The 22,592-nt window shown below is 72.0% G+C and carries 19 protein-coding genes and 3 pseudogenes; 10 read left to right on the forward strand and 12 right to left on the reverse strand.

All coding sequences use genetic code 11. The annotated features are described in order from the left end of the window. Positions 1-121 precede the first annotated feature (121 nt). Positions 122-1,912 (forward strand): prolyl oligopeptidase family serine peptidase, encoded by a 1,791-nt coding sequence (locus DRB96_RS40010; RefSeq protein WP_239517829.1) that lies wholly within the window; start codon positions 122-124, stop codon positions 1,910-1,912. A gap of 108 nt (positions 1,913-2,020) precedes the next feature. On the opposite strand, the gene DRB96_RS40015 is transcribed toward DRB96_RS40010, so the two are convergent. From DRB96_RS40015 to DRB96_RS40025, 3 genes and pseudogenes are all read right to left on the reverse strand, one after another. Next, complete coding sequence (locus tag DRB96_RS40015) at positions 2,021-2,950, reverse strand: oligopeptide/dipeptide ABC transporter ATP-binding protein (protein ID WP_239516806.1); 930 nt, start codon at positions 2,948-2,950, stop codon at positions 2,021-2,023. Positions 2,951-3,042: 92 nt separating this feature from the next. Beyond that, positions 3,043-4,035 carry an ABC transporter ATP-binding protein gene (locus tag DRB96_RS45555; protein WP_239517830.1) on the reverse strand — a complete coding sequence of 331 codons (993 nt, stop codon included), beginning with the start codon at positions 4,033-4,035 and terminating at the stop codon, positions 3,043-3,045. Between the two features lie 449 nt (positions 4,036-4,484). Beyond that, positions 4,485-6,110 (reverse strand): annotated as a pseudogene (locus tag DRB96_RS40025) (DEAD/DEAH box helicase family protein); the annotation flags it as partial. Positions 6,111-6,370: 260 nt separating this feature from the next. Between DRB96_RS40025 and DRB96_RS40030 the strand changes: the two are divergent. Together DRB96_RS40030 and DRB96_RS40035 are read left to right on the forward strand one after the other, a co-directional pair. Then, positions 6,371-7,435: a TniQ family protein gene (locus tag DRB96_RS40030; RefSeq protein WP_239517831.1), complete on the forward strand. Its 1,065-nt coding sequence runs from the start codon at positions 6,371-6,373 to the stop codon at positions 7,433-7,435. A 125-nt stretch (positions 7,436-7,560) separates the two neighbouring features. After that, positions 7,561-8,184: a hypothetical protein gene (locus DRB96_RS40035; RefSeq protein WP_112452787.1), complete on the forward strand. Its 624-nt coding sequence runs from the start codon at positions 7,561-7,563 to the stop codon at positions 8,182-8,184. 1,414 nt (positions 8,185-9,598) lie between these two features. On the opposite strand, the gene DRB96_RS40050 is transcribed toward DRB96_RS40035, so the two are convergent. Both DRB96_RS40050 and DRB96_RS40055 read right to left on the reverse strand, forming a co-directional pair. After that, entirely contained in the window at positions 9,599-9,802 is a 204-nt protein-coding gene (locus tag DRB96_RS40050) for a cold-shock protein (RefSeq protein WP_112452789.1), read from the reverse strand. Positions 9,803-10,049: 247 nt separating this feature from the next. Next, positions 10,050-10,388 (reverse strand): helix-turn-helix domain-containing protein, encoded by a 339-nt coding sequence (locus tag DRB96_RS40055; RefSeq protein ID WP_112452790.1) that lies wholly within the window; start codon positions 10,386-10,388, stop codon positions 10,050-10,052. A 927-nt stretch (positions 10,389-11,315) separates the two neighbouring features. Between DRB96_RS40055 and DRB96_RS40060 the strand changes: the two genes are divergently transcribed. Then, on the forward strand, positions 11,316-11,720 hold the full coding sequence (locus DRB96_RS40060) for an ATP-binding protein (protein WP_112452791.1): 405 nt from the start codon (positions 11,316-11,318) through the stop codon (positions 11,718-11,720). Positions 11,721-11,779: 59 nt separating this feature from the next. Here DRB96_RS40060 and DRB96_RS40065 read toward each other — a convergent pair. Beyond that, positions 11,780-11,974, reverse strand: a pseudogene (locus tag DRB96_RS40065) (STAS domain-containing protein); the annotation flags it as partial. A 105-nt stretch (positions 11,975-12,079) separates the two neighbouring features. Next, positions 12,080-12,235 (reverse strand): hypothetical protein, encoded by a 156-nt coding sequence (locus tag DRB96_RS43475; RefSeq protein ID WP_162689039.1) that lies wholly within the window; start codon positions 12,233-12,235, stop codon positions 12,080-12,082. A 265-nt stretch (positions 12,236-12,500) separates the two neighbouring features. Between DRB96_RS43475 and DRB96_RS40070 the strand changes: the two genes are divergently transcribed. Then, the gene (locus DRB96_RS40070) at positions 12,501-13,493 is read left to right on the forward strand and encodes a LacI family DNA-binding transcriptional regulator (protein WP_112452792.1); all 993 of its coding nucleotides are present in this window, start codon (positions 12,501-12,503) and stop codon (positions 13,491-13,493) included. Here DRB96_RS40070 and DRB96_RS40075 read toward each other — a convergent pair. From DRB96_RS40075 to DRB96_RS40085, 3 genes are all read right to left on the reverse strand, one after another. Beyond that, the gene (locus DRB96_RS40075) at positions 13,490-14,323 is read right to left on the reverse strand and encodes a PaaX family transcriptional regulator C-terminal domain-containing protein (RefSeq protein ID WP_112454366.1); all 834 of its coding nucleotides are present in this window, start codon (positions 14,321-14,323) and stop codon (positions 13,490-13,492) included. The genes DRB96_RS40070 and DRB96_RS40075 overlap by 4 nt on opposite strands. A gap of 65 nt (positions 14,324-14,388) precedes the next feature. Beyond that, positions 14,389-15,141 (reverse strand): Asp/Glu racemase, encoded by a 753-nt coding sequence (locus DRB96_RS40080; RefSeq protein ID WP_112454368.1) that lies wholly within the window; start codon positions 15,139-15,141, stop codon positions 14,389-14,391. A 124-nt stretch (positions 15,142-15,265) separates the two neighbouring features. Beyond that, positions 15,266-16,180 (reverse strand): fumarylacetoacetate hydrolase family protein, encoded by a 915-nt coding sequence (locus DRB96_RS40085; RefSeq protein WP_112452793.1) that lies wholly within the window; start codon positions 16,178-16,180, stop codon positions 15,266-15,268. Between the two features lie 318 nt (positions 16,181-16,498). On the opposite strand from DRB96_RS40085, the gene DRB96_RS40090 reads away from it, so the two are divergent. Next, positions 16,499-17,320 carry an AraC family transcriptional regulator gene (locus tag DRB96_RS40090; RefSeq protein ID WP_239517832.1) on the forward strand — a complete coding sequence of 274 codons (822 nt, stop codon included), beginning with the start codon at positions 16,499-16,501 and terminating at the stop codon, positions 17,318-17,320. Between the two features lie 149 nt (positions 17,321-17,469). Further along, entirely contained in the window at positions 17,470-17,592 is a 123-nt protein-coding gene (locus DRB96_RS46155) for a hypothetical protein (protein WP_275432057.1), read from the forward strand. A 28-nt stretch (positions 17,593-17,620) separates the two neighbouring features. Here the strand turns inward: DRB96_RS46155 and DRB96_RS40095 are convergent, their stop codons facing one another. Together DRB96_RS40095 and DRB96_RS40100 are read right to left on the reverse strand one after the other, a co-directional pair. After that, positions 17,621-18,808, reverse strand: coding sequence for a glutamate--cysteine ligase (locus tag DRB96_RS40095; RefSeq protein ID WP_112452795.1), 1,188 nt, complete (start codon positions 18,806-18,808; stop codon positions 17,621-17,623). A 124-nt stretch (positions 18,809-18,932) separates the two neighbouring features. Next, positions 18,933-19,772: a class II glutamine amidotransferase gene (locus DRB96_RS40100; protein WP_112452796.1), complete on the reverse strand. Its 840-nt coding sequence runs from the start codon at positions 19,770-19,772 to the stop codon at positions 18,933-18,935. Between the two features lie 142 nt (positions 19,773-19,914). On the opposite strand from DRB96_RS40100, the gene DRB96_RS46440 reads away from it, so the two are divergent. The 3 genes and pseudogenes from DRB96_RS46440 (at position 19,915) to DRB96_RS40120 (ending at position 22,573) form a co-directional block, all read left to right on the forward strand. After that, positions 19,915-20,286 carry an ANTAR domain-containing protein gene (locus DRB96_RS46440; RefSeq protein ID WP_343234684.1) on the forward strand — a complete coding sequence of 124 codons (372 nt, stop codon included), beginning with the start codon at positions 19,915-19,917 and terminating at the stop codon, positions 20,284-20,286. A gap of 432 nt (positions 20,287-20,718) precedes the next feature. Beyond that, on the forward strand, positions 20,719-21,408 hold the full coding sequence (locus DRB96_RS40115) for a ScbR family autoregulator-binding transcription factor (protein WP_343234685.1): 690 nt from the start codon (positions 20,719-20,721) through the stop codon (positions 21,406-21,408). Continuing rightward, a pseudogene (locus DRB96_RS40120) lies at positions 21,405-22,573 on the forward strand (epoxide hydrolase family protein). The gene DRB96_RS40115 and the pseudogene DRB96_RS40120 overlap by 4 nt, the downstream one beginning before the upstream one ends. Positions 22,574-22,592 lie beyond the last annotated feature (19 nt).

The following is a 22,592-nucleotide window of genomic DNA, read 5'->3' on the forward strand; positions in this document are numbered from 1 at the left end:
CCGGAGATGTGTATAAGGGCCAGCGCCCCTCCCCCTCGCCGAGCGCCGGCTGCGCGAGCGCACCCGGCTCGTCGCCGCCGGGATCGGTTCGTACGCGCTCTCCGGCGACGGACGGCGGGCCGTGTTCGCGCTGTACGGACGGCTGTACGAGGTCACGCGCGACGCGGACGCCGGACAGCCCGCGCAGCCCAAGGAGGTCCCCGCCGCCGGACCCGTCTTCGATCCCCGCCCGGACGCCGACGGCTCACGCGTCGCGTACGTCGCCGACGACGCCCTCCACACCGTTCCCGGCGGCCGCATCAGCCCCGACGACGGGGCCCGCTGGGGCGTATCCGAGTTCGCCGCCGCCGAGGAGCTCGGCCGGGACCGGGGGCACTGGTGGTCCCCCGGCGGGCAGCGCCTGCTCGCCGCCCGGGTCGACGAATCCGCCCTCCAGCGGCGCTGGTTCGCCGACCCGGCGCACCCGGAGCTGCCCGCCGAGGACTTCGCCTACCCCGAGGCCGGCGGCCCCAACGCGGACGTGCAGCTGTGGGTGTTCGGGCCGGACGGGGAGGCGCCCGTACGCCTCGACTGGGACTCCGCGACCCACCCCTACGTCTCCGACGCCGGATGGGAGACGGATGCGGAGATCCTCCTCACCGTCCAGGACCGGCTCCAGCGCAACGTGCTCCTGCTCTCCGCCGACCCGGCCACCGGGCGCACCCGGGAGCTGTCGCGCACCACGCACCCGCAGTGGGTGGACCCCATGCTCCCCGGCACCCCGGCCCGCCTCGCCGACGGGCGGCCGCTCACCGCCGCCGACACCCCGGGCGGCGGCGCCCGCGCGCTCGCGCTGGACGGCGTGCTCCTCACCGGCGAGGGGGTCCAGGTCCGCAAGGTGGCCGGCGTCCACGGGAGCCGGCTGCTGATCGAGGCCGGCCTGCGGGACCCCTCCGAGCAGCAGGTGCTCCTGCTGGATCCGGACACGGGCGACGTGAGCCCGCTCGCGGACGGACCCGGGGTGCACTCCGTCCTGGCGGCCTCCGCCGGGGCGCTGCTGCTGAGCTCCGCCGACGCCGACGGGATCCGGCGCGTCCTGCGGACCGCCGACGGAAGGGCCACCGACCCGAAGTCCAGCACCCCCGGCGACCTGTCGCAGCCGCTGCCCCACCGGGTGGTCCCGCTGCTGGAACGGGTCACCGAGCACGCGATCCCCACCGCACTCGTGCTGCCGCGCGGGCACGTCCCCGGCACCTCGCTGCCCGTCCTGCTGGACAGTTACGGCGGCCCCGGCATGCAGGACGTCAGCGCCGAGCCGCGCCGCTGGCAGCACCGCCAGTGGTGGGCCGACCAGGGCTTCGCCGTGGTCACCATCGACAACCGCGGCACCGCCCACGTCTCGCCCGCGTTCACGCACGCCATGTACCGGGGCTTCTCCGACGTCACCCTGGACGACCAGGTCGCCGCCCTGCGGGCCCTCGGGGAGCGCCACGGCGACCTCGACCTGACCCGCGTCGCCATCCGCGGCTGGTCCTACGGCGGCTACCTCTCCGCGCTCGCGGTGCTGCGCCGGCCGGACGTCTTCCACGCGGCCGCCGCCGGGGCCGCGCCGACCGACTTCCGGCACTACGACACCGCGTACACCGAGCGGTACCTGGGGCTGCCGCAGGAGCATCCGCAGGTGTACGAGCGGGACTGCCTGATCCCCGACGCGGCGGGGCTGAGCCGGCCGCTGCTGCTGGTCACGGGCCTGGCCGACGACAACGTCCACCCCTCCCACACGCTGCGGCTCTCGCAGGCCCTGACCGACGCCGGGCGGCCGCACCAACTGCTCGCGCTGCCGGGCGTCACGCACATGACCCCCGGCGGGGTGCGGGAGAAGGTCATGGCCCTGGAGCTGGAGTTCTTCCGCAAGGAGCTGGGCCTGGCCTGAGGCCGGCGCGGGCACGGCGTACGGAAGGGCCCCGGAGCCGATGGTCATCGGCTCCGGGGCCCTCCTCTTCCTCCCGGGGCTCCCCGTCAGTCCCCCGGGACCCTTCGCCTACACCAGATGACAGGCCACCTCGCGGGAGGCGACGCTCCGCAGGAGCGGTCGTTCGGTGCGGCAGATCTCCTGAGCCATGGGGCACCTGGGGTGGAAGGTGCAGCCGGGAGGCGGGGCGGCCGGGCTCGGCGGGTCACCGAGCAGCACGATCCGCTCGCGCCGCCGCTCCGCCACCGGGTCGGGCAGCGGTACGGCGGACAACAGCGCCCGGGTGTACGGGTGCTGGGGGGTCTCGTACAGCGCCTTCTTGTCGCCGATCTCCACGATCCGCCCGAGGTACATGACGGCGACCCGGTCGCTGACCCGCTTGACGACGGACAGGTCGTGCGCGATGAACACGTAGGCCAGGCCCAGTTCGGTGCGCAGCCGCTCCATCAGGTTGACGATCTGCGCCTGGACGGAGACGTCGAGGGCGGAGACCGGTTCGTCGGCGATGATCAGGCGCGGGCTGGTGGCGAGCGACCGGGCGATGCCGATGCGCTGCGCCTGGCCGCCGGAGAACTCGTGCGGATAGCGGTCGATGTGCTCGGGGATCAGTCCGACGAGCTCCATCAGCCCGGCGGCCCGGCGGCGGGCGTCCGCCGCGCTCGAACCCTGCACGAGCAGCGGGTCGGAGATGATCCGGGCCACCGTCTGGCGGGGGTTGAGCGAGGAGTGCGGGTCCTGGAAGACCATCTGGAGGTGCCTGCGCAGCGGGCGCAGGGCGCCCTGGGAGAGCCGGCTGATGTCCTTGCCCTCGAACTCGACGGTGCCGGAGGTCGGTTCCAGCAGCCGGACCAGCATCCGGCCGGTGGTCGACTTGCCGCAGCCCGACTCCCCCACGAGGCCCAGGGTCTGGCCCGCGTCGAGGTCGAAGGAGACCCCGTCGACGGCGCGCACGGGCGCCCCCCGGCGTCCGGTCACGGTCCGCTTGCCGGGGAAGGCCATCGTGAGGTCGCGCACGCGCAGCAGCGGACCGGTGCCCGCGTTCCGGGCGGCGGGGACCGGGGCGGGCGTGGCGGCGGTCTTGTCCACGGTGCTCATCGGGTCACCTCCCGGACGGCGCCCGCGAAGTGGCAGGCGGCGGTGCGCGCGCCGTCGCTCTCGCCGTACGGCGACAGCTCGGGCCGCACGCTCGCGCAGCGTTCCCGCTCCTCGTCGCGGGCCGCGGCGGCCACCGGGCAGCGCGGGGCGAAGGCGCACCCCGGGGTCGGGGCCAGCAGGGACGGCGGGGAGCCGGGGATGACCCTCAGCGGTTCCTCGTCGCTGTCGTCCAGCCGGGGCAGCGAGTCGAGCAGCCCGCGGGTGTACGGGTGCGCCGGGTCCGCGAACAGCGCGTCGACGGGGGCCTGTTCGGCGGCCCGGCCGCCGTACATCACCAGGACCTCGTGGGCCACCCTGGCCACCACCCCCAGATCGTGGGTGATCATGACGACGCCGAGGCCGCGCTCCTGCTGGAGCCGGGCGATCAGCTCCAGGATCTGCGCCTGCACGGTGACGTCGAGGGCGGTGGTGGGCTCGTCGGCGATGAGCAGTTCGGGCTCGCAGGCGAGCGCCATCGCGATCATCGCGCGCTGGCGCATACCGCCGGAGAACTGGTGCGGGTACTCCCCCGCCCGGCGGGCGGGCTCGGGGATGCCGACCTCGCCGAGCATGTCGACGGCCCGCCTCTTGGCGGCGGCCCGCCCGGCCCTGAAGTGGACCCGGAAGTGCTCGGCGATCTGCTCGCCGACCGTGTAGTAGGGGTGCAGGCTGGACAGCGGGTCCTGGAAGATCATGGCCATCTTGCGGCCGCGCAGCTTGGACAGCTGCTTCTCGGACAGGGTGGTCAGCTCCTGGCCGGCCAGCGCGACGGACCCGCCGATCTCGGCGCCCCGGTGCAGGCCCATGACGGCGAGCGAGGTGACGGACTTGCCCGAGCCCGACTCTCCGACGATGCCGAGGGTGCGGCCGGCCTCGACGGTGAAGCCGAGGGAGTCCACGGCCCGGACCGAGCCCCGCGGTGTGGTGAACGTGACGCGCAGGTCGCGCACTTCGAGGAGCGGCGCCGCTTGGGCCGGGGCCCCTTGGGCCGGGGCCCCGGGGGGGTGGGGTTGAGGCGGGGCAGGGCGGCTATCTGGTCGGCCAGCCATTGGCTGTAGGGGTTGATGGCCTGTTCGGGGCCGAGGTCGGGGAAGGGAACCTTGTTCCGGCGTGCGGCTTGAAGGACGGCGGCGTAGGTGCGGCGCCACTGCCCGGTCGAGTCCCACGGGCTGTTCCACCAGGGGTAGATCTCGTTGAGGGCGCGGTGGTAACAGTAGGGCAGCATGCGACGGTCTGCTTCGGTACGACGTCGCGAGAGCCACGCGCCCAGGCGAACCCCGTGGTGGGTTTCGGCGTGGGCGGGGACGAGGTGGCCGTGGCGGCCGGTGTAGTTGCGTGCGATGTCGAGGGTGAACTCGATGCTGGTCGGCGGGTGTTCCCACTGGATACCGAGGAGTTCGAGGTCCTGGGCGCGCTGGGGCAGGAGCATGCCGTGCTGTTTCAGGGAGCGCTGCCGGCCGATCCACCAGCCCAGGTAGAAGCCGTCCGGGGCCTGGTGGCGGCTGGGGACGCTGAGATGGCGATGGGCACCGTAATAGGCCTTGGCGTGCTGGTAGGCGGTGTCCCAGATCTGATTGGGGGCGGAGACGTGCCTGGGGCGGAGCAGGCCGATGAGTTCGTCCGCGCGCAGCGGCCGGGCGGGGGTGTAGGGGCGCAGGGTGCGGGCGCCGCTGTGGAAGATGACGCGGTCGAAGACGAGTTCGTCCCACATGCTGAGGCTGATGAGGATCTGGTGCAGCAGGTGGAAGTTGGTGCCTTTAGTTCCTTCTTCGAGGGTCTGGTTGGGGCTGAGGTAGACGGGGACGATGATGCGGGCGATCTTGCCCTGTCCGGGGGTCTGGCGCAGGGCCCGGCCGATCGCTTGGAGGATCTGGACGGGGCTGCTTTTGGGGTCGGCGAACAGGACGGAGTCCAGGGAGGGGATGTCTACTCCCTCGGTGAAGCAGTTGCAGTTGCTGAGGACCGCTCTGCGCGGGAGGTCCTCTCCCGCTGGTGCGTGGGTGGGGGTGTCGATGAATTCCTGGACCGCCGTGCGGCGGGCGAGGGCGCGCAGGTTGCTGTGGACGACGTTGCTGGAGAGGTGGCAGCGCATGTACGGGGGCATGTACTGGGCGGTCTCGGTGAGGGTTTCGGCGAAGACTGCAGCGTCGGCGATGTAGGTGTGGAAGGTGAGGGTGCGCCTGAGGTCGTAGAGGTGCTGGGCGTGCAGGAGGGCGACTTGTGCGGCTGCCAGGCGCAGTCCCTCGCTGGTGGCGTCGGTTCGTCCGGGGTGGCGCAAGGCTTGTCTGAGGTCGTCTTCGGTGACTTCGACGGCGACGATCTCGTAGTCGGCCAGGAGGCCTTCGGCGATCGATTCGGCCAGGGAGAGGCGGCAGACGACCGGCCCGTACAGGCGTGGGTCGTCCATGGAGGCGATCACTTCGGTGCCTAGGGTGTCCGCGTCGGCGCCTGGGGCCAGGACGCGGGGTGTGGCGGTCATGTGCAGGCGCCTGCGTGCGGGGAAGAGGCCGTCGTCCAGGACGCGGGCCCAGGGCCGGTTGCCGTCACCGGCGGTGCGGTGGGCCTCGTCGCAGATGATGAGGTCCCAGCGGGCGAGGTGGTGGTCGCGGTGGGCCTCTTCGATCTTCGCCTGTGACTGGTAGGTGCAGAAGACGTTCAGGGGGCCGAAGGCCGCGGCCCTGGCGGCATGGTGGGCGAGTTCCGCGGCAGAGGCGACGCGCAGTACGCCGCCGGGCAGGGTGCTGCCGGCGTCCTCGTGGCAGATGACCAGGTAGAGGCCCCGGCGTCCTTCGCTCTGCCAGACCTGCGCGGTCTGGTGGAGCAGTTGGATGTTGGGTGCGAAGAGCACCACGTTGCCGTGCGGGGCGATGCGGTGGGCGATGTGGAGGGCGACGAGGGTCTTGCCGGTGCCGGTGGCCATCACGACGCTGATGCGGGCGTGATGGTCGAGGAACGCGGAGACGCTGTTGTCGACGGCGACGGCCTGGTGGCCGCGCAGAGGAGTGGCGAGCTGTTCTTCGGTCATGGTTCCGGGCACGGGCGGCTCCCTTGCGATCGTGTGCCTGGAACCTCATGGTCCGCGCGGGAAACCGTGCCGGGCTTCCTTTTCACCGACCGGTTCACACTTTCGGGCATATCCGGCGGACGGGGGGATTCCCCCGGTATGCCGCTGAGCAGCATGAGGCGATGGCGGGCTGTCGACAGCGGGGCACCGGGGAGGGGGACGGGACGATGGACGGACAGGGGACGGTGTCCTGGCGGTTCGGTCCTCGCCGACCTCTGCCTGTGCGAGTCGTGCCGGTGCCGGGCGAGTCGACGGGCAGTCTCATCAGCCGGCTCGCACACGGCCAGGGACTTCAGCTGGAAGAACTGCTGGAACGCGTGGGCTTCGGACAGGCCTCAGCTGATCCGGTGCGCGTGCGGGCCTATCCCTCCACCACCGAGATGTACCTCAACGAGCAGGGACTCGAATACCTGGCGGTACTGGCCGGGACCACCGTGCGGGCGCTGCAGGAGGTCCTGCCGAGCACGGCGGCGGTACACCTGCTGAAGTCCGAGGCCACGGCAGTGTGGAAGTGGCCGTGGCTGGTGCGCGAGGGACACCTGGTGCCGCTGTGCGGAACCTGTGCCCGCGCCCGCGGGGTGCGGGAGACGGTGTGGATGATCAATGGGGACCGCTGGCGGGTGTGTGAGGAGCACTTGCGGTTCACCGACAACGAGCGCACAGGGGGCGAGCTCGGGCTGTCGCTGAAACTGCTGCCGGACACCGCCCGGGCACACCAGGAGCGGGAAGCCCTCACGCAGCGGTACGGCCTGGCCGGCCGGGAGCTGTTCGCTGACGCCTTCCAGATCACGGTGCACTGGTGGACACACCTTCCCGGCACCCCGCGGTGGATACGGCGAGCACGGGACGCGGGCCTTGTAGCGCGGGCGGTGTCCACGGCGCCGCTCGTGCTCATGCCGGAGGCCGCGGCCGTCGCGGAACAGCTGGCCGCTTTCGAGCAGGCGGACCGGCGGGACGCGCGCTCCCGCACGCGATGGCTGGACGGGCTGCGGGACGACATGGACCGGTGGGGCGTCGACTTCACGGTCGGCCGGCTGGCGCTGATGGACTGGCTTCAACGGCACAGCACCCCGACCGCCTGTGCCGTGGATACCACCGGCGGGCCGGCGGGAACGGCACGGTCGGTGCGGCCTGTTCGTGCCGGTCCCCCGGGTACTGGAGGGCTTTGGCAGGCGCGGGATCTGCGTCTGTCGGCCGGGCATGAGCAGACGGCGCAGCCCACCGGGGTCATGGGGGCGGCATCGTGTCTGACCTGGCAGCTGGGAGCGCCGGCATGCGAGATGTGAGTGCGGCGGCGTGGCACCCGCTGCCTGCGGGCGGCGGTGTCGCGGGAGGACTGGGAGCGGGCGGTGGCGTTCCCCGGCGGTCTGGTGTGCGCAGCGGCGCGGCGCCCCGGCAGGAGGCGGGCGGCATGAGCACGGTGGAGGGTCCAGGCGGCCTGCCGGACGGCGAGACGGCCGGGAGCCTGGAGCCCGATGTCGTGGCCTGGTACCGCGAACCGTACGGGCCAGTGCGCTCGTGCGGCCCGGCAGGGCTTCAGGGGCTGGCACTGGAAGAGTTCGGGCCGGTCAGCGAACCGGTGCCCTACCAGGGGCGCAAGGGCATCATCACCTACTGGCCCCTCGCGAACGGACGGATGGTGGTGTGCGGGTCGCTGCGTCTGTGGCACATCGCGCTCGCACTGGACTTCGACGAGGACATCGATGCCTTCAGCTGCGAGCCGCTGGTGCTGCGCTGGCGAGCTGGTCAGCGGCCGGTGCGGTGGCGGCCCCCGTTCGTAGTCCGTACCCGGGACGGTGAGCGCCAGGTCCTGCTGCCGTCCCCTGCAGGTGCGCCGTCCGCGGTGCACACCGGCCGGCTGCGTGTACTGGGCAAGGTCGCCCAGGCAGCCGGGTGGCAGATCAGGCATGTTCCGGACCCATCCCCGGTTCAGACACAGAACCTGCGGTGGCTCGTCGGCTACCGGTTCCCTGCAAGCGAGGAGGAGTGCCGGGGGCGGGCGCTGCTGGAGGCGTTCAGGGTTGGTGGCCCCTGATCACTGCTGGCCACCCGGTCCGGTCGTCAGTCCCGTCGCCGTCCTGCACCAGCCCTGGCTTCGGAACTCCACCACCGCACCGTCCTGCGCACTGCATCTACGGGTACTACGGGTACTGCGTGTACTACTGCCGGCAGTTCGTCTCTGCCAGGCCCTGCTGTCTCGCTGGGCTACGAGAGAAACCATAGCCACGTCACCGTCCAATGTCTACTCCAGCCGAGATAGATTTGCTCCTGGCTGGTCAGGAGGTAATCGGGCTCGAACACGGCCGCTCCCTGAGGCTGCCGAGCTGGACCTGGACACCGGACGCGCCGCCGAGTTCGCGACGCCACTGCGGCGAGCGGTTGCCGATCCCGGCCGCTCCAGGGGAGCGGAGGAGGCGCAGGGGCTGTTGCGGCCAACCGGAAACGGTGTCCAACGGGGTGGAAGAATCGTTTTGACGCACGTGACGGATGATCATGGGGCATGCCTCGACCGCAGTGCTCAGGCCGGCAGCGGCAAGCGCAGAGCCGCTGCCCGTCTTCCGGAACAACTGCGCCGGCGGCCTTCCCGTAGTCCGGCGCACGCCGGTGGGCAGGCCGGTGGAGAGGTCCCGGACGAGAGCGCACCCCTGTACGCGCGGCTGGCCGAGGAGTGGGCGGCCCGCGGCGCCACCGTCCCCTGCCGCCTTGACCCGCTGTGGCAGCGTCTGGTCTCTGCCGTGCACTTCCGGCGCGAAACGGAAAGGACGCTGCGGCAGCTGTATCTGGCAGGGGACGCCCATCCTGATGACGGCGCAGCCGCGTCGGTTCGAGGGGAGGTACTCGCGTGATCCACGGCTCGCTGGTGTGCCGGGGCTGTTCCGGCACCCTCTACGCCGTTTCCACCACCTGCGTCCATTCGGCTCCCTTGCCGACCTGGGAAGTCGATCACGACCGCACCACGGTCTCCTGCCCCTTGCGGCCTCTCCTGCCCCTGGAAGGGGCGGCCGCTCATATCTCCGAGCTTCCCCACGCCGATCACGTCCTGACGGCACCGGCGTGACGCGATCCCGGGCTCACCGTCAAAGCCCTGTGTGCCCCTGCCTACCCGGGGTAAGCGGGACAAGGCGGCACTGATCCCACGCGAGGACGCCGTAGGACGGTGTGAAGGACATGCGCCACCCGAGCACGACCGACAGCCATGCTGCCCACCCGTTGGAGTCCGCCTGCCGGCCCGTGCGGACGGCGCAGGCCCGCATCCCCGTCGGTCGGTCCGCTCCAGACGCGGATCAGGCCGCGCAGCGAACGCTGCGCGGCCTGATCCAGTACTCCTCGGATCCCGCCGACATCGCAGACGTCCGCTGTTCGGGCGCCTGCGAGCTGTACGGAAAGCCGCGAGCGCCGATCGCGGCGGCCGCGCGGGCGGGGCGGGGAAGGGTTAGGCCGGGGAAGGGTTAGGCCGGGGTGATGTTCTCGGCCTGGGGGCCCTTCTGGCCCTGGGTGATGTCGAACGTGACGACCTGGCCCTCCTGGAGCTCGCGGAAGCCCGAGGAGTTGATCGCGGAGTAATGGGCGAACACGTCCGGGCCGCCACCGTCCTGGGCGATGAAGCCGAAGCCCTTCTCAGCGTTGAACCACTTCACAGTTCCCGTAGCCATATCCATGCCTTCCAGTCGATGAACGCCTCCCGCTCCATGCGGAAGGCGGAGGTGATCGTCCTGGTTCCTGCGGCACAGCACAGCAAAACGCCCACACCAAGGCGTGGGCAAAGGGGACTTCCGAACCACGACAGCTGACGCAGACGCTACACGCCCCCCACGGCCCGTCACCATAGGGAGCAAGGTGCGTCATACCTCCGACACGCGCGAGCGGGAGTGCCCACCGCGACCGGCGGGCACGTCCACCTCAGGCCGCCGTGCGCGGGCGCCCTTCGGACGCGGGGGAGTGGTGCTCGGCGTTGACGCGCTGAGCTTCCTCGAGTCGGATCTCGAGCATCACGATCCGACAGGCGGCTTCAATGGGAGTGCCCTGGTCGACGAGTTCCCGGGCGCGGGCGGCAATGCGCAGCTGGGAGCGGGAGTAGCGGCGGTGACCGCCCTCGGAACGCAGCGGGGTGATCAGGTGGGCCTCTCCAATGGCGCGGAGGAAGGCCTGGGTGGTACCGAGCATCTCTGCGGCCCGGCCCATCGTGTAGGCGGGGTAGCCGTCGTCGTCGAGACGGCTGAACGAGTCGTCTGCTGTCATCGCACCTCACTGCGAAACAGGTGGAGGAAGGGGTCGGAACGTGGGGAGGGGCCCTGGCGCGTACGACACCAGGGCCCCGAAGGAACTGCTACACCATCTGCCGGCCCTGTTACTGCGCCGGCCTTCTGTTTCCGCTGACCCGGCCGAGATGCTGCCGGGAATGCGGGGATCGCGGTTGCTTGACCGGAGACCACCTCACTATCGATGTCCTGCGGTACCCGGACTCAGACGTACGTCCGGGCGATCCTGATGGCGCTTCAACTCCTCCGTTCATCCCTCGGTGTCAACTAGTTACCAAGCGGGGGACTGCGTACTGCTGGTACTTCTCTTACTGCTGTACTGCTGTACTGCTGTACTGCTGTACTGCGAACCGCTTGTACTGCTCGTGGCCTGACCTAGCGCCACTTCGGCAGCCAGCCCCGTCGCCCGTCGTGCGTCTGCTCTGGCTTGGAACCCCACTGCCGAACTTCCCGGTGCGCGCGCCCGCAGCCGACGCCTTCACCGAGGTGCTGCTCACTGACTTCACTGCTGGGTACTGCACCTACAGGTACTGCTACTGCGTCAACTGCGGTACTGCTCGCGGTGGCCCCTGATGCCTGCGGGCCACCCGGTCCGGTCGTCAGTCCCGTCGCCGTCCTGCACCAGCCCTGGCTTCGACACTCCACCACCGCACCGCACTGCGCACTGCAACTACGGGTACTGCGTGTACTACTGCCCGGCAGTTCGTCCCTGCCAGGCCCTGCTGTCTCTCTGGGTTACGAGAGAAACCATAACCACGCCACCGCCCAATGTCTACTCCAGCCGAGATAGATTTTTGAGTGCGTGTCTCTGAGGTAATCGGGTCCTGTCAGGTTGAACTGTCGTGGGTCAGGGAACAACGACCGGGCAGGCAAGGTCCGGACACCGACACCAGACCAGGAGCGCGCGATGACCACGATGAGCGCCGAGCGCACAGTCCTTCGTCCACTGTCCGCCGTCGCCGAGGCGCGCCAGGCCGCCCGGTCCTTCCTCGAAACCCTCGGGCAGCCGGCCATCGAGCCGGAGCACGCCGATACCGTGATCCTGGTCGTCTCCGAGCTCGTGACCAACGCCCTGCGTCACGGCGGCGGCGCCTACGTGCTTCGCCTGGCCGCGCACCCCGACACCGTCGAGGTCTCCGTCGAGGACTCCAGCCCCCGACCGCCGCGCATGCGAACCCCCGACCTGGTCGACGGCACCGGCGGTTTCGGCTGGCACATGGTCAATGACCTCGCCCACGCCACCATCGTCACGCCCACGCCCGAAGGCGGGAAAATCGTACGGGCCCTCCTGCCCCGTCGGACCGGCGGATAGGCGCGAGCCCGCGGTCGAGTAGCTCCGATCCAGGGCCTCTCCGCGCGGAGTCCTGGCGGTCAGGACCCGGTGCCGGGCAGGAGGCGGAAGACCTGGTCCAGGCCGATGATGCGCAGGACGCGCAGGGTGTGGGCGGGGACGGCGGCGAGTGCGATGTCGGCGTGGGCGGCCCGTACGTGGTTGCGGGCGGCGATCAGTGCGCTGATGCCGCTGGAGTCGCAGAATTCCATGCGGGCGAGGTCCAGGACGAGGCGGTTCACCCATCTGCGCTTCCTGGTGGGTACGCGGAAGGGCCCGATCGGCGTGTGCCGGTCGGGCCCTCTTCGCTGGGCGGGTGGCGGTGTGCGCCGGCCTGCCGGTCAGGCGGTGATGGGGGTGCCGAGCATCGCGGAGGCCCGCTGGAGGGGGTTGGGCACGCGTGTGGGCGCGGTGGTCCGGGGGAGGCTGCTGCGGCAGGTGAAGCCGAGCTGGGTCCCCTGAGGGGTGAGGATGGGGCGGCCTCCCACGGCTGTCAAGGCGTCACGTCACCTCCCGGAAACACCGGCGCCCCCGGTTCGTCCACCGATGGAGCGTTCTCTCAGCGCCGACAGCCCCCGCAGTGAACCGGGTTGACCAGGCGCAAGACCCCGCCGGAAGCATTCCGGTCCACCGGCCCCCGGCAACGTCCGCCGCCGCGCCGTCTGTTGACAGCCGAACGGGTCGGGGCCACCATCGCGGGAGAACGCTCCCGCACGGGCCGGCCGTCCGATCCGGCGGCCACGCCGAACGGAACGGGCCGGTATGAGAAGACCAACGCTGGAAGTGGTCGCCGCGCGGGCGGGCGTGTCCAAATCGAGCGTCTCCCGCGTCGTCAACGGGGAGGCGACGGTCGCGCCCGAGATCCGGGACGTCGTCATGCGGGCCGTGCGCGAACTGGGCTACGTCCCCAACGCGGCCGCGCGCAACCTGGTCACCCGCCGCACCCACGCGGTGGCCGTGGTCGTCTCCGACCCGCCCCAGGGAGTGGTCTCCGACGATCCCCTGTTCTCCACCGTGGTCCGCGCCGTCAGCAGGGAGCTCGAAGCCGCCGGCAAACAGGTCGTGCTCATGCTCGCCGAATCCGACGCGAGCCGGGCCCGGGTGGAGCGGTACGTCGCCGGCGGCCACGTCGACGGGGTCATGCTCGTCGCCCTGCACGGCACCGACCCGCTCCCGGCCGCGCTGGCCCGCACCGGCCTGCCGACCGCCTCGTTCAACCGCACCGCCGCCCGGGACGTGCCGTACGTGGAACTGGACAACGCGGCCGGCGCGACGCTCGCCGTACGCCACCTCCTGGAGCGCGGGCGGCGCCGGATCGCCGCCATCACCGGGCCGCTCGACCTCTTCGAGGCCCGCGAGCGCCTCGACGGGTACCGCGACGCGCTGCGCGACTCCGGCCGCCGCTCCATCGTGGCGCTCGGCGAGTTCACCAGGGCCTCCGGCGCCGAGGCCATGCGCCAGCTGCTCGAAGACGATCCCGCGCTGGACGCGGTGTTCGCGTCCAACGACCTGATGGCCATCGGAGCCCTGCGCACCCTGCGCGAAGCGGGCCGCCGGGTCCCCGAGGACGTGGCCGTCGTCGGCTTCGACGACATAGAGGCCGCCGCTTACACCGCCCCGGCACTCACCTCCGTACGCAGCCCGATGGCCGACCAGGCCACGGCCACGGTCCGGCTGCTCCTGGGCCTGATCGAGGGCGGCCCCAAGGACCCGGTGGTGATGCCGAACGAACTGGTGATCCGCGAATCGTCCTAGGTCGTGCCGGCGGAACCCGTCACGTCGCGCACGTGCCGCAGGCCCGGTCCCGCGAGCACCTCGTGGAGCTGCTGGAAGACCTGCCGGGCGCCCACCGCGTTCCAGTCCGCGGGGAGCAGCTCGGCGGGCAGGCCCGGGTCGAGGTAGGGCAGTCGGCGCCACTCGGTGAGCATCGGCACGTAGTGCCGGAACGCCTCGGCGGCGTCGATGCCGTCCTGCCGGGCGAGCCGCGCGGCGACCGGGGCGTACGCGCCGGTGAAGGTGGCGTACTGGGCCTGGATCGCGGGGAAGTCCCACCAGGAGCTCACCGCCTCCGGCAGGTCGCTGAACGCCGCGTAGTCGGCGGCGGCGAACAGGTGGACGTACTCGCTCAGCCCGAGCCGCACCAGCATGTCGCGCGCGTCCTCCAGGAGCCGGCCCGGCGCCAGCCACACGCCGGGGGCGATGTTGCCGAAGCCGAGCCAGGTCAGCCGGGTGCGCAGCTGGTAGCGGTGGGAGCGCTCGGACTCCGGTACGGAGAAGACCGCCATGGCCCAGCCGTCCGCCAGGTCCGCCGGCTCCAGGCTGGCGAAGATGCGCCGGTCGCCGGCGTCGAAGACGGGGTGGACAGCCGGGCTCAGCCGGTAGCCCGTGGCACCGCGGCGCTCCGGCTCGAGAACGCCCTTCTTCTTGAGCCGGGAGATCGCGGAGCGCACGGCCTGGCTCTCCACGCCGAGTTCCGACATGAGCGTGATCAGGTCGGCGACGGAGATCCAGCCGCCGCTCCCGCGCACGAATGCCCCGTAGACCGTACTGATCAACGAGCTGGGCCTGAGGGGGCTGTCCGACATGATCACCTTCCCGTGGTGTGCGGTGGTGATCCTACCGAGCGGCGGCGCGGGCGGGCCGCCCGCGGTCACCCCGCGGCAGCCGCTCCCGGCGCCCCCGGTGCCAGGGGCGAGTGCGCGTACGCGCCGGAGAGGAGGTGTCCGGCCCCGGGAGACACGGCGGACAGGTCGAGGGCGCGCAGCATCTGGTGGGCGGTGCAGACGGCCGCGGAGACCACCGGCTTGCCCAGCAGCTGCTCGGCCTCCTCGATGGCGCTGAGCGAGGGCATCTGCACACAGGCCGACAGGACGACCGCGTCCGCGTCGGAGTGGTCCAGGGCGCGGGCCAGGCCCGGAAGCCTGGCCGGGTCGTGGGCGGCCACCTCGAGGTTGTCGGGGATCTCCAGGGCCCGGTAGTCGAGGACCTCGATCCCCTCGTGGGTGAGGTAGTCGACGACGGTCTGCGTGAGCGGGCGCATGTAGGGGGCCAGCAGGGCCACCTTCCTGGCGCCCATGGTGTGCAGCCCGTGCACCAGGGCTCCGGCGCTGGTGACCACGGGGGCGGGGGCCCCGTTCTCCACGGTCCGCGCGTGCAGCCGCTCCTCGGAGGCGCGGTGGTAGCCCAGGCCCATGCTCATGATGGCCACCAGGCAGGCGTAGCCGAGTACGTCGACCCGCGCGTCGGAGAGTTCCGCGGCGCAGCGGTCGGAGTCGGCGTCCATGGCCCTGAGCTGCTCCGGGGTCACGTGGGTCATGCGCATGCGGCTGGAGTGGAAGGTGAAGCGCTCGTCCGGCGCGGTCTCCATCCGGGCGCGCAGGATCGCGGGGACCTCGGTCTCCATGGTGACGTTGGAACTCGGCACGATCTGGCCGATGCGGTAGGTACGGGGCGGCACGGGTACTCCTCGGTGGTCTGGTGGCGATCGGCGGGCGGAGACCGACGGGCGCCGGCGGGGCCGATCGGGGTCAGCGGGCGTCGACGACGGGGTTGGCGAGGGTGCCGATGATCTCGACGGTGGCCTCGACGGTGTCACCGGGCACGAGGAACTCGGGCGGGACCATGCCGGCGCCGACGCCCGAGGGGGAGCCGGTCGCGATGACGTCGCCGGGCTCCAGCGTCACGCCGGAGCTGATGTCGGCGATGAGCCGTGCGATGGGGAACAGCATGTGGCGGGTGTTCGACTTCTGCTTGGTGACCCCGTTCACGCGCAGTTCGAGGTCCAGGTCCATCGGGTCCGGGACCTCGTCGGCGGTGACGACGGCCGGGCCGAAGGGGGCGTAGGAGTCCTGCCCCTTGGAGAAGAACCACTGGCCCGAGCGGCGCTGGTCGCGGGCGCTGATGTCGTTGACGATGCTGTAGCCGAAGATGTGGCCGTACGCCTCCTCCTCGGTCACCCGGAAGGCCGTCTTCCCGATGACGACGGCGAGTTCGCACTCCCAGTCCAGCTGGGTCGTCAGGTCGGCGTTGTGCAGGATCGGCGCGCCCGGTCCGGTGACGGCGGTGGCCGGCTTGCTGAAGAGCACCGGACGCGGGGGCAGGTCCTTGTCGGTGTCCAGGCTCCGGCTGGACTCCTCGACGTGCTCCACGTAGTTCAGGCCGACCCCGATGATCTTTCCGGGGCGCAGCGGGGCGCGCAGGGTGACGTCCTCGAGCCGGTGGACGGCCTCGGCGGGCCGACCGGCCGGGTCGCCGTCCAGCAGGCGGGCGGCGCTCTCGCGGGCGGCGGCGCCGGCCCGGACGAAGGAGAGCAGATCGCCGGGCAGTTCGACGCCCGCGTGCCGGGCGAGGACCGCGAGGTCGTAGACCAGGCCGTCCACCTGGGCGCCCAGGCGGTCGGCGTTGTCGGTCGTTCCGGCGGGCGTGTACGTCACCAGTCGCATCGGTGGCTCCTAGAGAGGAGAAAGGGGGGCTCAGCCCGATGCGGGCAGGGGCGGGGCGGGGGCAGGAGTGCGTCCTGCAGGCGGGCGACGCGGCGGCGGCGACGAGGAGCGACGTGCGCAGGAGGTTCAGGGCAGCCATGGCTGCCCTCCTTGGTGCCGGGTGCCGGGTGCCGGGTGCCGGGTCCGCCCGGTCCGTTGCCCTCACTACGCCATCCGGGAGACCCTGGGGGCATGACACGGGAACACGTGACGTGCCCCTCGCGGCCGCGTCTGGCGCCATGCGCCCGCGCGGCCGGCCGCGGAGTCGAGGTGACCCGGGTGGGCGACCGGTGGCGGGTGACCCGGCCGTGGCCGCCCGTGCTGCGGCCGGTCCTGTACAGCTACGCCGGCTACTGGGAGGCCACGGCCTCGCCCTACCGGGCGCGGCTCGTCCCCACGGGGCGGGCCGTCGTGGTGATCAGCCTGGGGGAGCCGTTCGCCCGCATCCGCCGGCTGGGCGACACCGGCCCGGGCGACCGGGTGACCGGCTCGCTGGTCGCGGGCCTGGAGGACGGGCCCCGGATCTGCGACCACCCCGGCGGCCAGGAGGCGATCCGGCTCGAGCTGACCCCGCTGGGCGCCTACCGGCTGTTCGCCCTGCCGATGCGCGAACTGACCAACCGGGTGGTCGAGCTCGGAGACGTCCTGGGACCCGGTGCCGGACTGCTGGTCGAGCAGTTGGCGGCCGCCGGCGACTGGGCGGCCCGCTTCGACCTGCTGGACGCCGCGCTGTCGGCCAGGCTCGAACGCGGCCCGCGGCCCGCACCCGAGGTGGGCCACGCCTGGCGGCTGCTGTCCCGCGCGGGCGGAGCGATCCCCGTCGGCCGGATCGCCGCCGAAGTGGGCTGGAGCCAGGGCCACTTGGTCCGCCGGTTCACCGAACAGATCGGGTTGACGCCCAAGACCTCCGCCCGCGTGCTGCGCTTCCGCCACGCCGTGGGACTGCTCACCCGCGCCGACCCGAACCTCGCCGAAGTGACCGCCGCCTGCGGCTTCTACGACCAGGCCCACCTCAACCGCGAGTTCCGCGCCCTGGCCGGGACCACACCCGGCCGGACGGCCGCGGCCCGTGTCGCGGAGGGGGGCCCCCTCGCACCGTGAGGCGCGGGGGGGGCCCACAGGTCAAATTCGTCCAAGCCATACGGCCCCGCGCCCGTCGATAGTGGGCCCGTTCACAGTGGATCAGGCACCCGGGCACGTGCGGGGGCTGACTGGGCGAGGGCGGAGCCCGGCCCAGAGGGGAGCATTCGATGGAAGACCTGCTGCGCATCCTCGTGGCCGGCGCGCTCACGGGCGCCTTGATCGGAGTGGCGGGGGCCCTCGGCCGGCGCAACCGCAGGCGCCGGGAGGGCGGGGACCCGAACAACCGCTGAGCGGGACAGCCGCCGACCCCGTGCTCCGTCAGGCCCTGGCCACGGTCTCCGCGAGGTGGTCCACCACCTCGCTCAGCCGTCCGTGACGCCGGTACACGGCCCGTTGCCGGGTCGCCCCGTTGCCCTCGGCCCGGACCCGGTCGAGGAGGGTGTCGACGAGCTCCAGGTCCCCGGAGGAGGCGAGCCCCGGGGCCGCCCGCTCCCGCAGCCGGGCCACCAGGGTCCAGGCCGGCAGGGAGATGCCGCTGAGCGGGTCGAGGCCCTCGCCGTCCAAGCCGTGCACGGCCGCGCGCCGGTGCGCCTCGCGCAGCAGTGCAGACCCGGGCGCCGGGGCCGGGCCGCCGTCGGCCGCCTCCGTGCCCAAGGTGGCGGCGAGTCCCCGTACGAGCAAGGCCAGGAGCACGACGGTGTCGAGCCCGGCGTTCACGTCGGCGACGCGGACCTCCAGGGTCGGCACGTGCTCGGACGGGCGGGCGTACCAGTAGATCATCCGCCGGTCGAGCACCGTCCCGCTGCGCACGAGCTCGTCGGCGCAGCGTTCGTACGCCGCCTCGTCCAGGACCGGGGCGGGCCCCACGGTGGGCCAGCGGGCGTACTCGACGGCGCGCCAGCTGTCGTGGCCCGAGTCCTTGCCGCGGTCGAAGGGGGAGTTGGCGGCGAGGGCCTGGAGCGAGGGCAGCCACGGGCGCATCCGGTTCGCGAGGTCGAGGGCCTGCGCCCGGCCGCTCACCCCGATGTGGATGTGGCAACCGCACACCGCCTGGTCGAAGTTCCCGATGGCCGATGCGAAATGCGAGGCCATCCTCCGGTAGCGCTCGTCGCGGGTGACCGTCAGGGGATGCTCCGGCGGTACGACGGGCGTACCGGAGGCCAGCAGCAGGCAGTCCTCGGCGGCCGCGGCCAGGATCAGCTCGGCCCGCAGCCGGGCCAGCTCCGCCCTGAGCTCGGCCGGGTTCGCCGTCGGGCTGGTGCACACCTCCACCTGGGCGGTGAAGAACTCCTGCTGCACCAGGGGGCCGAGCGTCCGCGCCGCGGCCTCGATGACGCGCGGCGCGCGCCCCACCGGTGCCCGGCTGCGGCGGTCGACGAGCAGGAATTCCTCCTCGACGCCCATCGTCAGCGCCGCGACCCGGCCGGGGGCGGCCTCGGGCGGCAGGTCGTGTGCCGGGGCGGCGCCTTCCCGCCCGGCGGAACGCGGCAGTGCGGTCGGTGACATGGACGGGCCCCTCCGTGGATCGGGACCGCTCGCGCGGGTCGCTCGCGTGCTCGGCCAGACCGGATCGGATCCGGCTGACGGGCGCCTACCCCTCGGGTCGCCGCTCACGCGGGGCCCCCGGCCATCAGCACGGTTCCGGGACGAAAGGGAGCCACTCCCGGTCCGGCGCGGAGGGGATCACCGTGTAGCTCGCCTCGGGCAGCTCGTTCCACACGCCCGGCAGGTCCCCCAGCGGCTCGGACACCACGAGGCGGGACTCGTCGGAGATCTCCTTGAGGTACTCCACCTCCGGGTGGAGGCGGCGCACGGTCTCGGCACGGCTGCTGTAGAACAGCGACCGGGACGCGCCCCCGCTGGAATACCGGAAGGCCCAGAGCCGCTCCCCGTCGCTGACCGCGACCGTCATCTGCAGCGGCTGCGCGACGCCGTGCTCCTTGCCGAGGCGCTCCACGAGCCCCGCCATCCTGGCCACCGCCCCCGGGACGTCCTGGTCGAGCCCGTAGGTGACCGCGAGGTAGAACATCACCTCGGAGTCGGTGGACCCCTCGATGGCCGGGAAGAGCGCCGGGTCCACGGCCAGGCAGAGGTCCCGCTGCAGCCGGTGGAAGTCCGCGATGGCCCCGTTGTGCATCCACAGCCACCGGCCGTGACGGAACGGGTGACAGTTGGTCTGCTGGACGGCCGAGCCCGTGGAGGCGCGCACGTGCGCGAAGAACAGGGGCGAGCGGACGTGCGCCGCGAGTTCGCGCAGGTTGCGGTTGTTCCAGGCCGGAGCGATGTCCCGGAAGACCGCCGGCGTGCCGTCACCGTTCCCGCTGTACCAGCCGAGGCCGAAGCCGTCGCCGTTCGTCGTCTCGACGCCCATCCGGGCATGGAGGCTCTGGTTGATCAGCGAGTGCTCCGGACGGTAGAGCACGGCGTCGAGCAGCATGGGCGAACCCGAGTAGGCGAGCCAGCGGCACATTGCGAACCATTCCCTTCGCGGCCTTTCCGAGCTTAGTCCGTCTCGTCCGGATCTTGCCGGGCTCGCGGCCCGCGCGCCACGCGGGGGCCGCGGGCCCTCCGGCACATGGGCGGACGGGGGAGGTGCGTGCCATGATCGAGGGGTGAAGGGCGATGCCGCGCCGATGGGTGAGGGCGCCGCACCCGAGGTGCTGGCGCTCGCCAGGGTGGTGGCCAGACTCCGGTCGGAAGTGGCCGACCTGGAAGGCGGCGCCGCGACCACGGCCGTGGTGGAGCGCGCCACGGGTGCGGTGATGGCCCAGGAGCGGCTCTCCGCCGACGCGGCGTGCGAGATGCTCCTCGGCCGGGCCCGCGAGCGCGGCCGCACCCTCCTCGAGGAGTGCTGGATCACGCTCGGGCAGCTCCGCCTGCGCCCGCCGCCCACCACCGCCGGGCTTCCGTGGGGGAGCACGGGGGGCAGGACCAGGCCCTGGACTTCGGGCTGGATCGGATCCTCGACGGGCTCGGGCTGCTGATGGCTGGGCGGGCCGGGCAGGCGTAGGCGTTAACGGCGTTAACGGCGTTAACGGGCCGGGCGTCGGGTGGGCCGGGCAGGCGTGAGCGTTAACGGCGTTAACGGTTGGAGGGTGGGCCGGGGCCCTTGGGGTGGTCTTCGCGTGAGGTCGGCGGGCCCGTTGGACGCGCCTCAAAAGAAACCATGTGGGCGGTTTCGTGTGGTGGATTGTCTGGTTCCGGCCACCGTGGGCCATGCCGTTGTGAGTTGAGGGGATCCATGATGAAACGGGGCGGTGAGCGGGTTCAGAATTGATACGTGGGGTGGCAGACTCGCTCGACAACTGCCGGAAGCCACTTGGTAACTTACGGACCTTCAGGTTTGGTTTGCCAGGCCGGTGGATCATGGGTGCGCATCCGCCGGTGGAACCCCCTTGGAGATCGGAGACGCTGTGGTGCGGCAGGAACGTGCGGTCCGTACGCGGCGGGCAATCTTGGAAGCCGCGGCGGTGGTCTTCGCCGAGCGCGGCTACGAGGCCGCCACCATCGCGGAGATACTCGCGCACGCGGGGGTGACCAAGGGCGCTCTGTACTTCCACTTCACCTCGAAGCTGGAGCTGGCCCAAGGCGTGCTCGACATGCAGTACGACACGTTCCTCGTGCCACCCCGCGAGAGCAAACTTCAGGAAGTCGTCGACGTCGCGATGGTGTCGGCGTACCGGATAAGACACGAACCGATGATCAGCGCCGGTGCCAGACTCTCCCTCGGACCCGAGACGTTCGAGATCCGCGGCGGCGCGGTCCCGGGGTGGATCGAGGTCCTGCGCAGACTGCTGATCGCGGCGAAGAACCAGGGCGAACTGCTGCCGCACGTGGATCCCGCCGAGACGGCCTGGATCCTGTCCGCGTGTTGGACCGGGGTACAGCTCTACTCGCAGACCTTCAGCGACCGCGGCGACATCGAGCGCCGGGTGGCCGCGCTCTACCAGCACGCCCTGCCGGGGATCGCGACTCCGGCGATGCTCAGCCGGCTCGACATGGCCGAGGACCGCGGCCGGCGGGTGCTCGAGGAGGTGGCCGCCGGGGCGCGGGCCGCCGCGGGGGCGGGATATGACGACCACACGATTTGGGGGGCGAGGGCATGAGCGGTTCCGGGGAGTGGGCCAAGCCCTTCCGGCTCGACGTGGCGCAGCACGAGCTGGACGATCTGGCCTGGCGGCTGGAGCGGGCCCGGTGGCCGATGAGCTTCCGGGGGCGGGGCGGGCCTACGGGATTCCGCTGGCGGAGGTCCGGGAGCTCGCGCTGTACTGGCGTACGGGCTACGACTGGCGGGCCGCCGAGGCACGGTTGAACGAGTGGCCGCAGTACACCACGGTCATCGACGGGGCACAGGTGCACTTCGCGCACCTGCGTTCGCCCGAGCCGGACGCGACACCGCTGCTGATGACGCACGGCTGGCCCGGTTCCTTCGTGGAGTTCCAGAAGGTCGCCGGTCCGCTGACCGATCCGCGGGGCCACGGCGGGGATCCGGCGGACGCCTTCCACTTGGTCATGCCCCACATCCCCGGCTTCGCGCTGTCCGGGCCGACCACCGAGCGAGGCTGGGAGTTCAAGCGCGTCGCGCGGGCCTTCGGGGCCCTGATGGAACGGCTCGGTTACGAGTCGTACGGGGTCCAGGGCGGCGACTGGGGCGCGGCCGTCTCGCGGGAGCTCGGCCGGATCCGGCCGGGGAACGTGCTCGGGGTGCACCTGAACCTGCTCCCGGGCGGCGGGGCGACCGCCGAGCCCGGGGCCGAGGAACTGGCCGCACTGAGCCCGGACGAGCGGGAGCGCACGCTCGCCTCCTGGGCGCGCTACCGGGTCTGGGCGCGCGAGCGGCAGGGCTACGCCGACATCCAGGCGACCCGGCCGCAGACGATCGCGTACGGGCTGAACGATTCGCCGGTCGGGCTGCTCGCCTGGATCGGCGAGAAGTTCGCGGAGTGGGCGGACCCCCGCAGCCCCGTCGACCGCGACCAGATGCTGACCAACGTGATGTTGTACTGGCTGACCGGGACCGCGGGTTCCGCGGCCCGCATCTACTACGAGCGCGCGCACGCCGACTACCAGGGCTCGGCGCCCGAGGTGTCGACCACGCCGACCGCGCTCGCCGACTTTCCCCGGGACAACTTCGTGCCGCTGCGGCACATCGCCGCGCGTACCGACCGGATCGTGCGGTGGACCTCGTACGAGAGGGGCGGGCACTTCCCCGCGATGGAGGTGCCGGACTTGTTGGTGGGGGACATCAGGGGCTTCTTTCGGGAGCTGTGAGCCGTGAGCGGTGTACGGG

Source organism: Streptomyces sp. ICC1 (genome assembly GCF_003287935.1).
Taxonomy (GTDB): domain Bacteria; phylum Actinomycetota; class Actinomycetes; order Streptomycetales; family Streptomycetaceae; genus Streptomyces; species Streptomyces tritrimontium.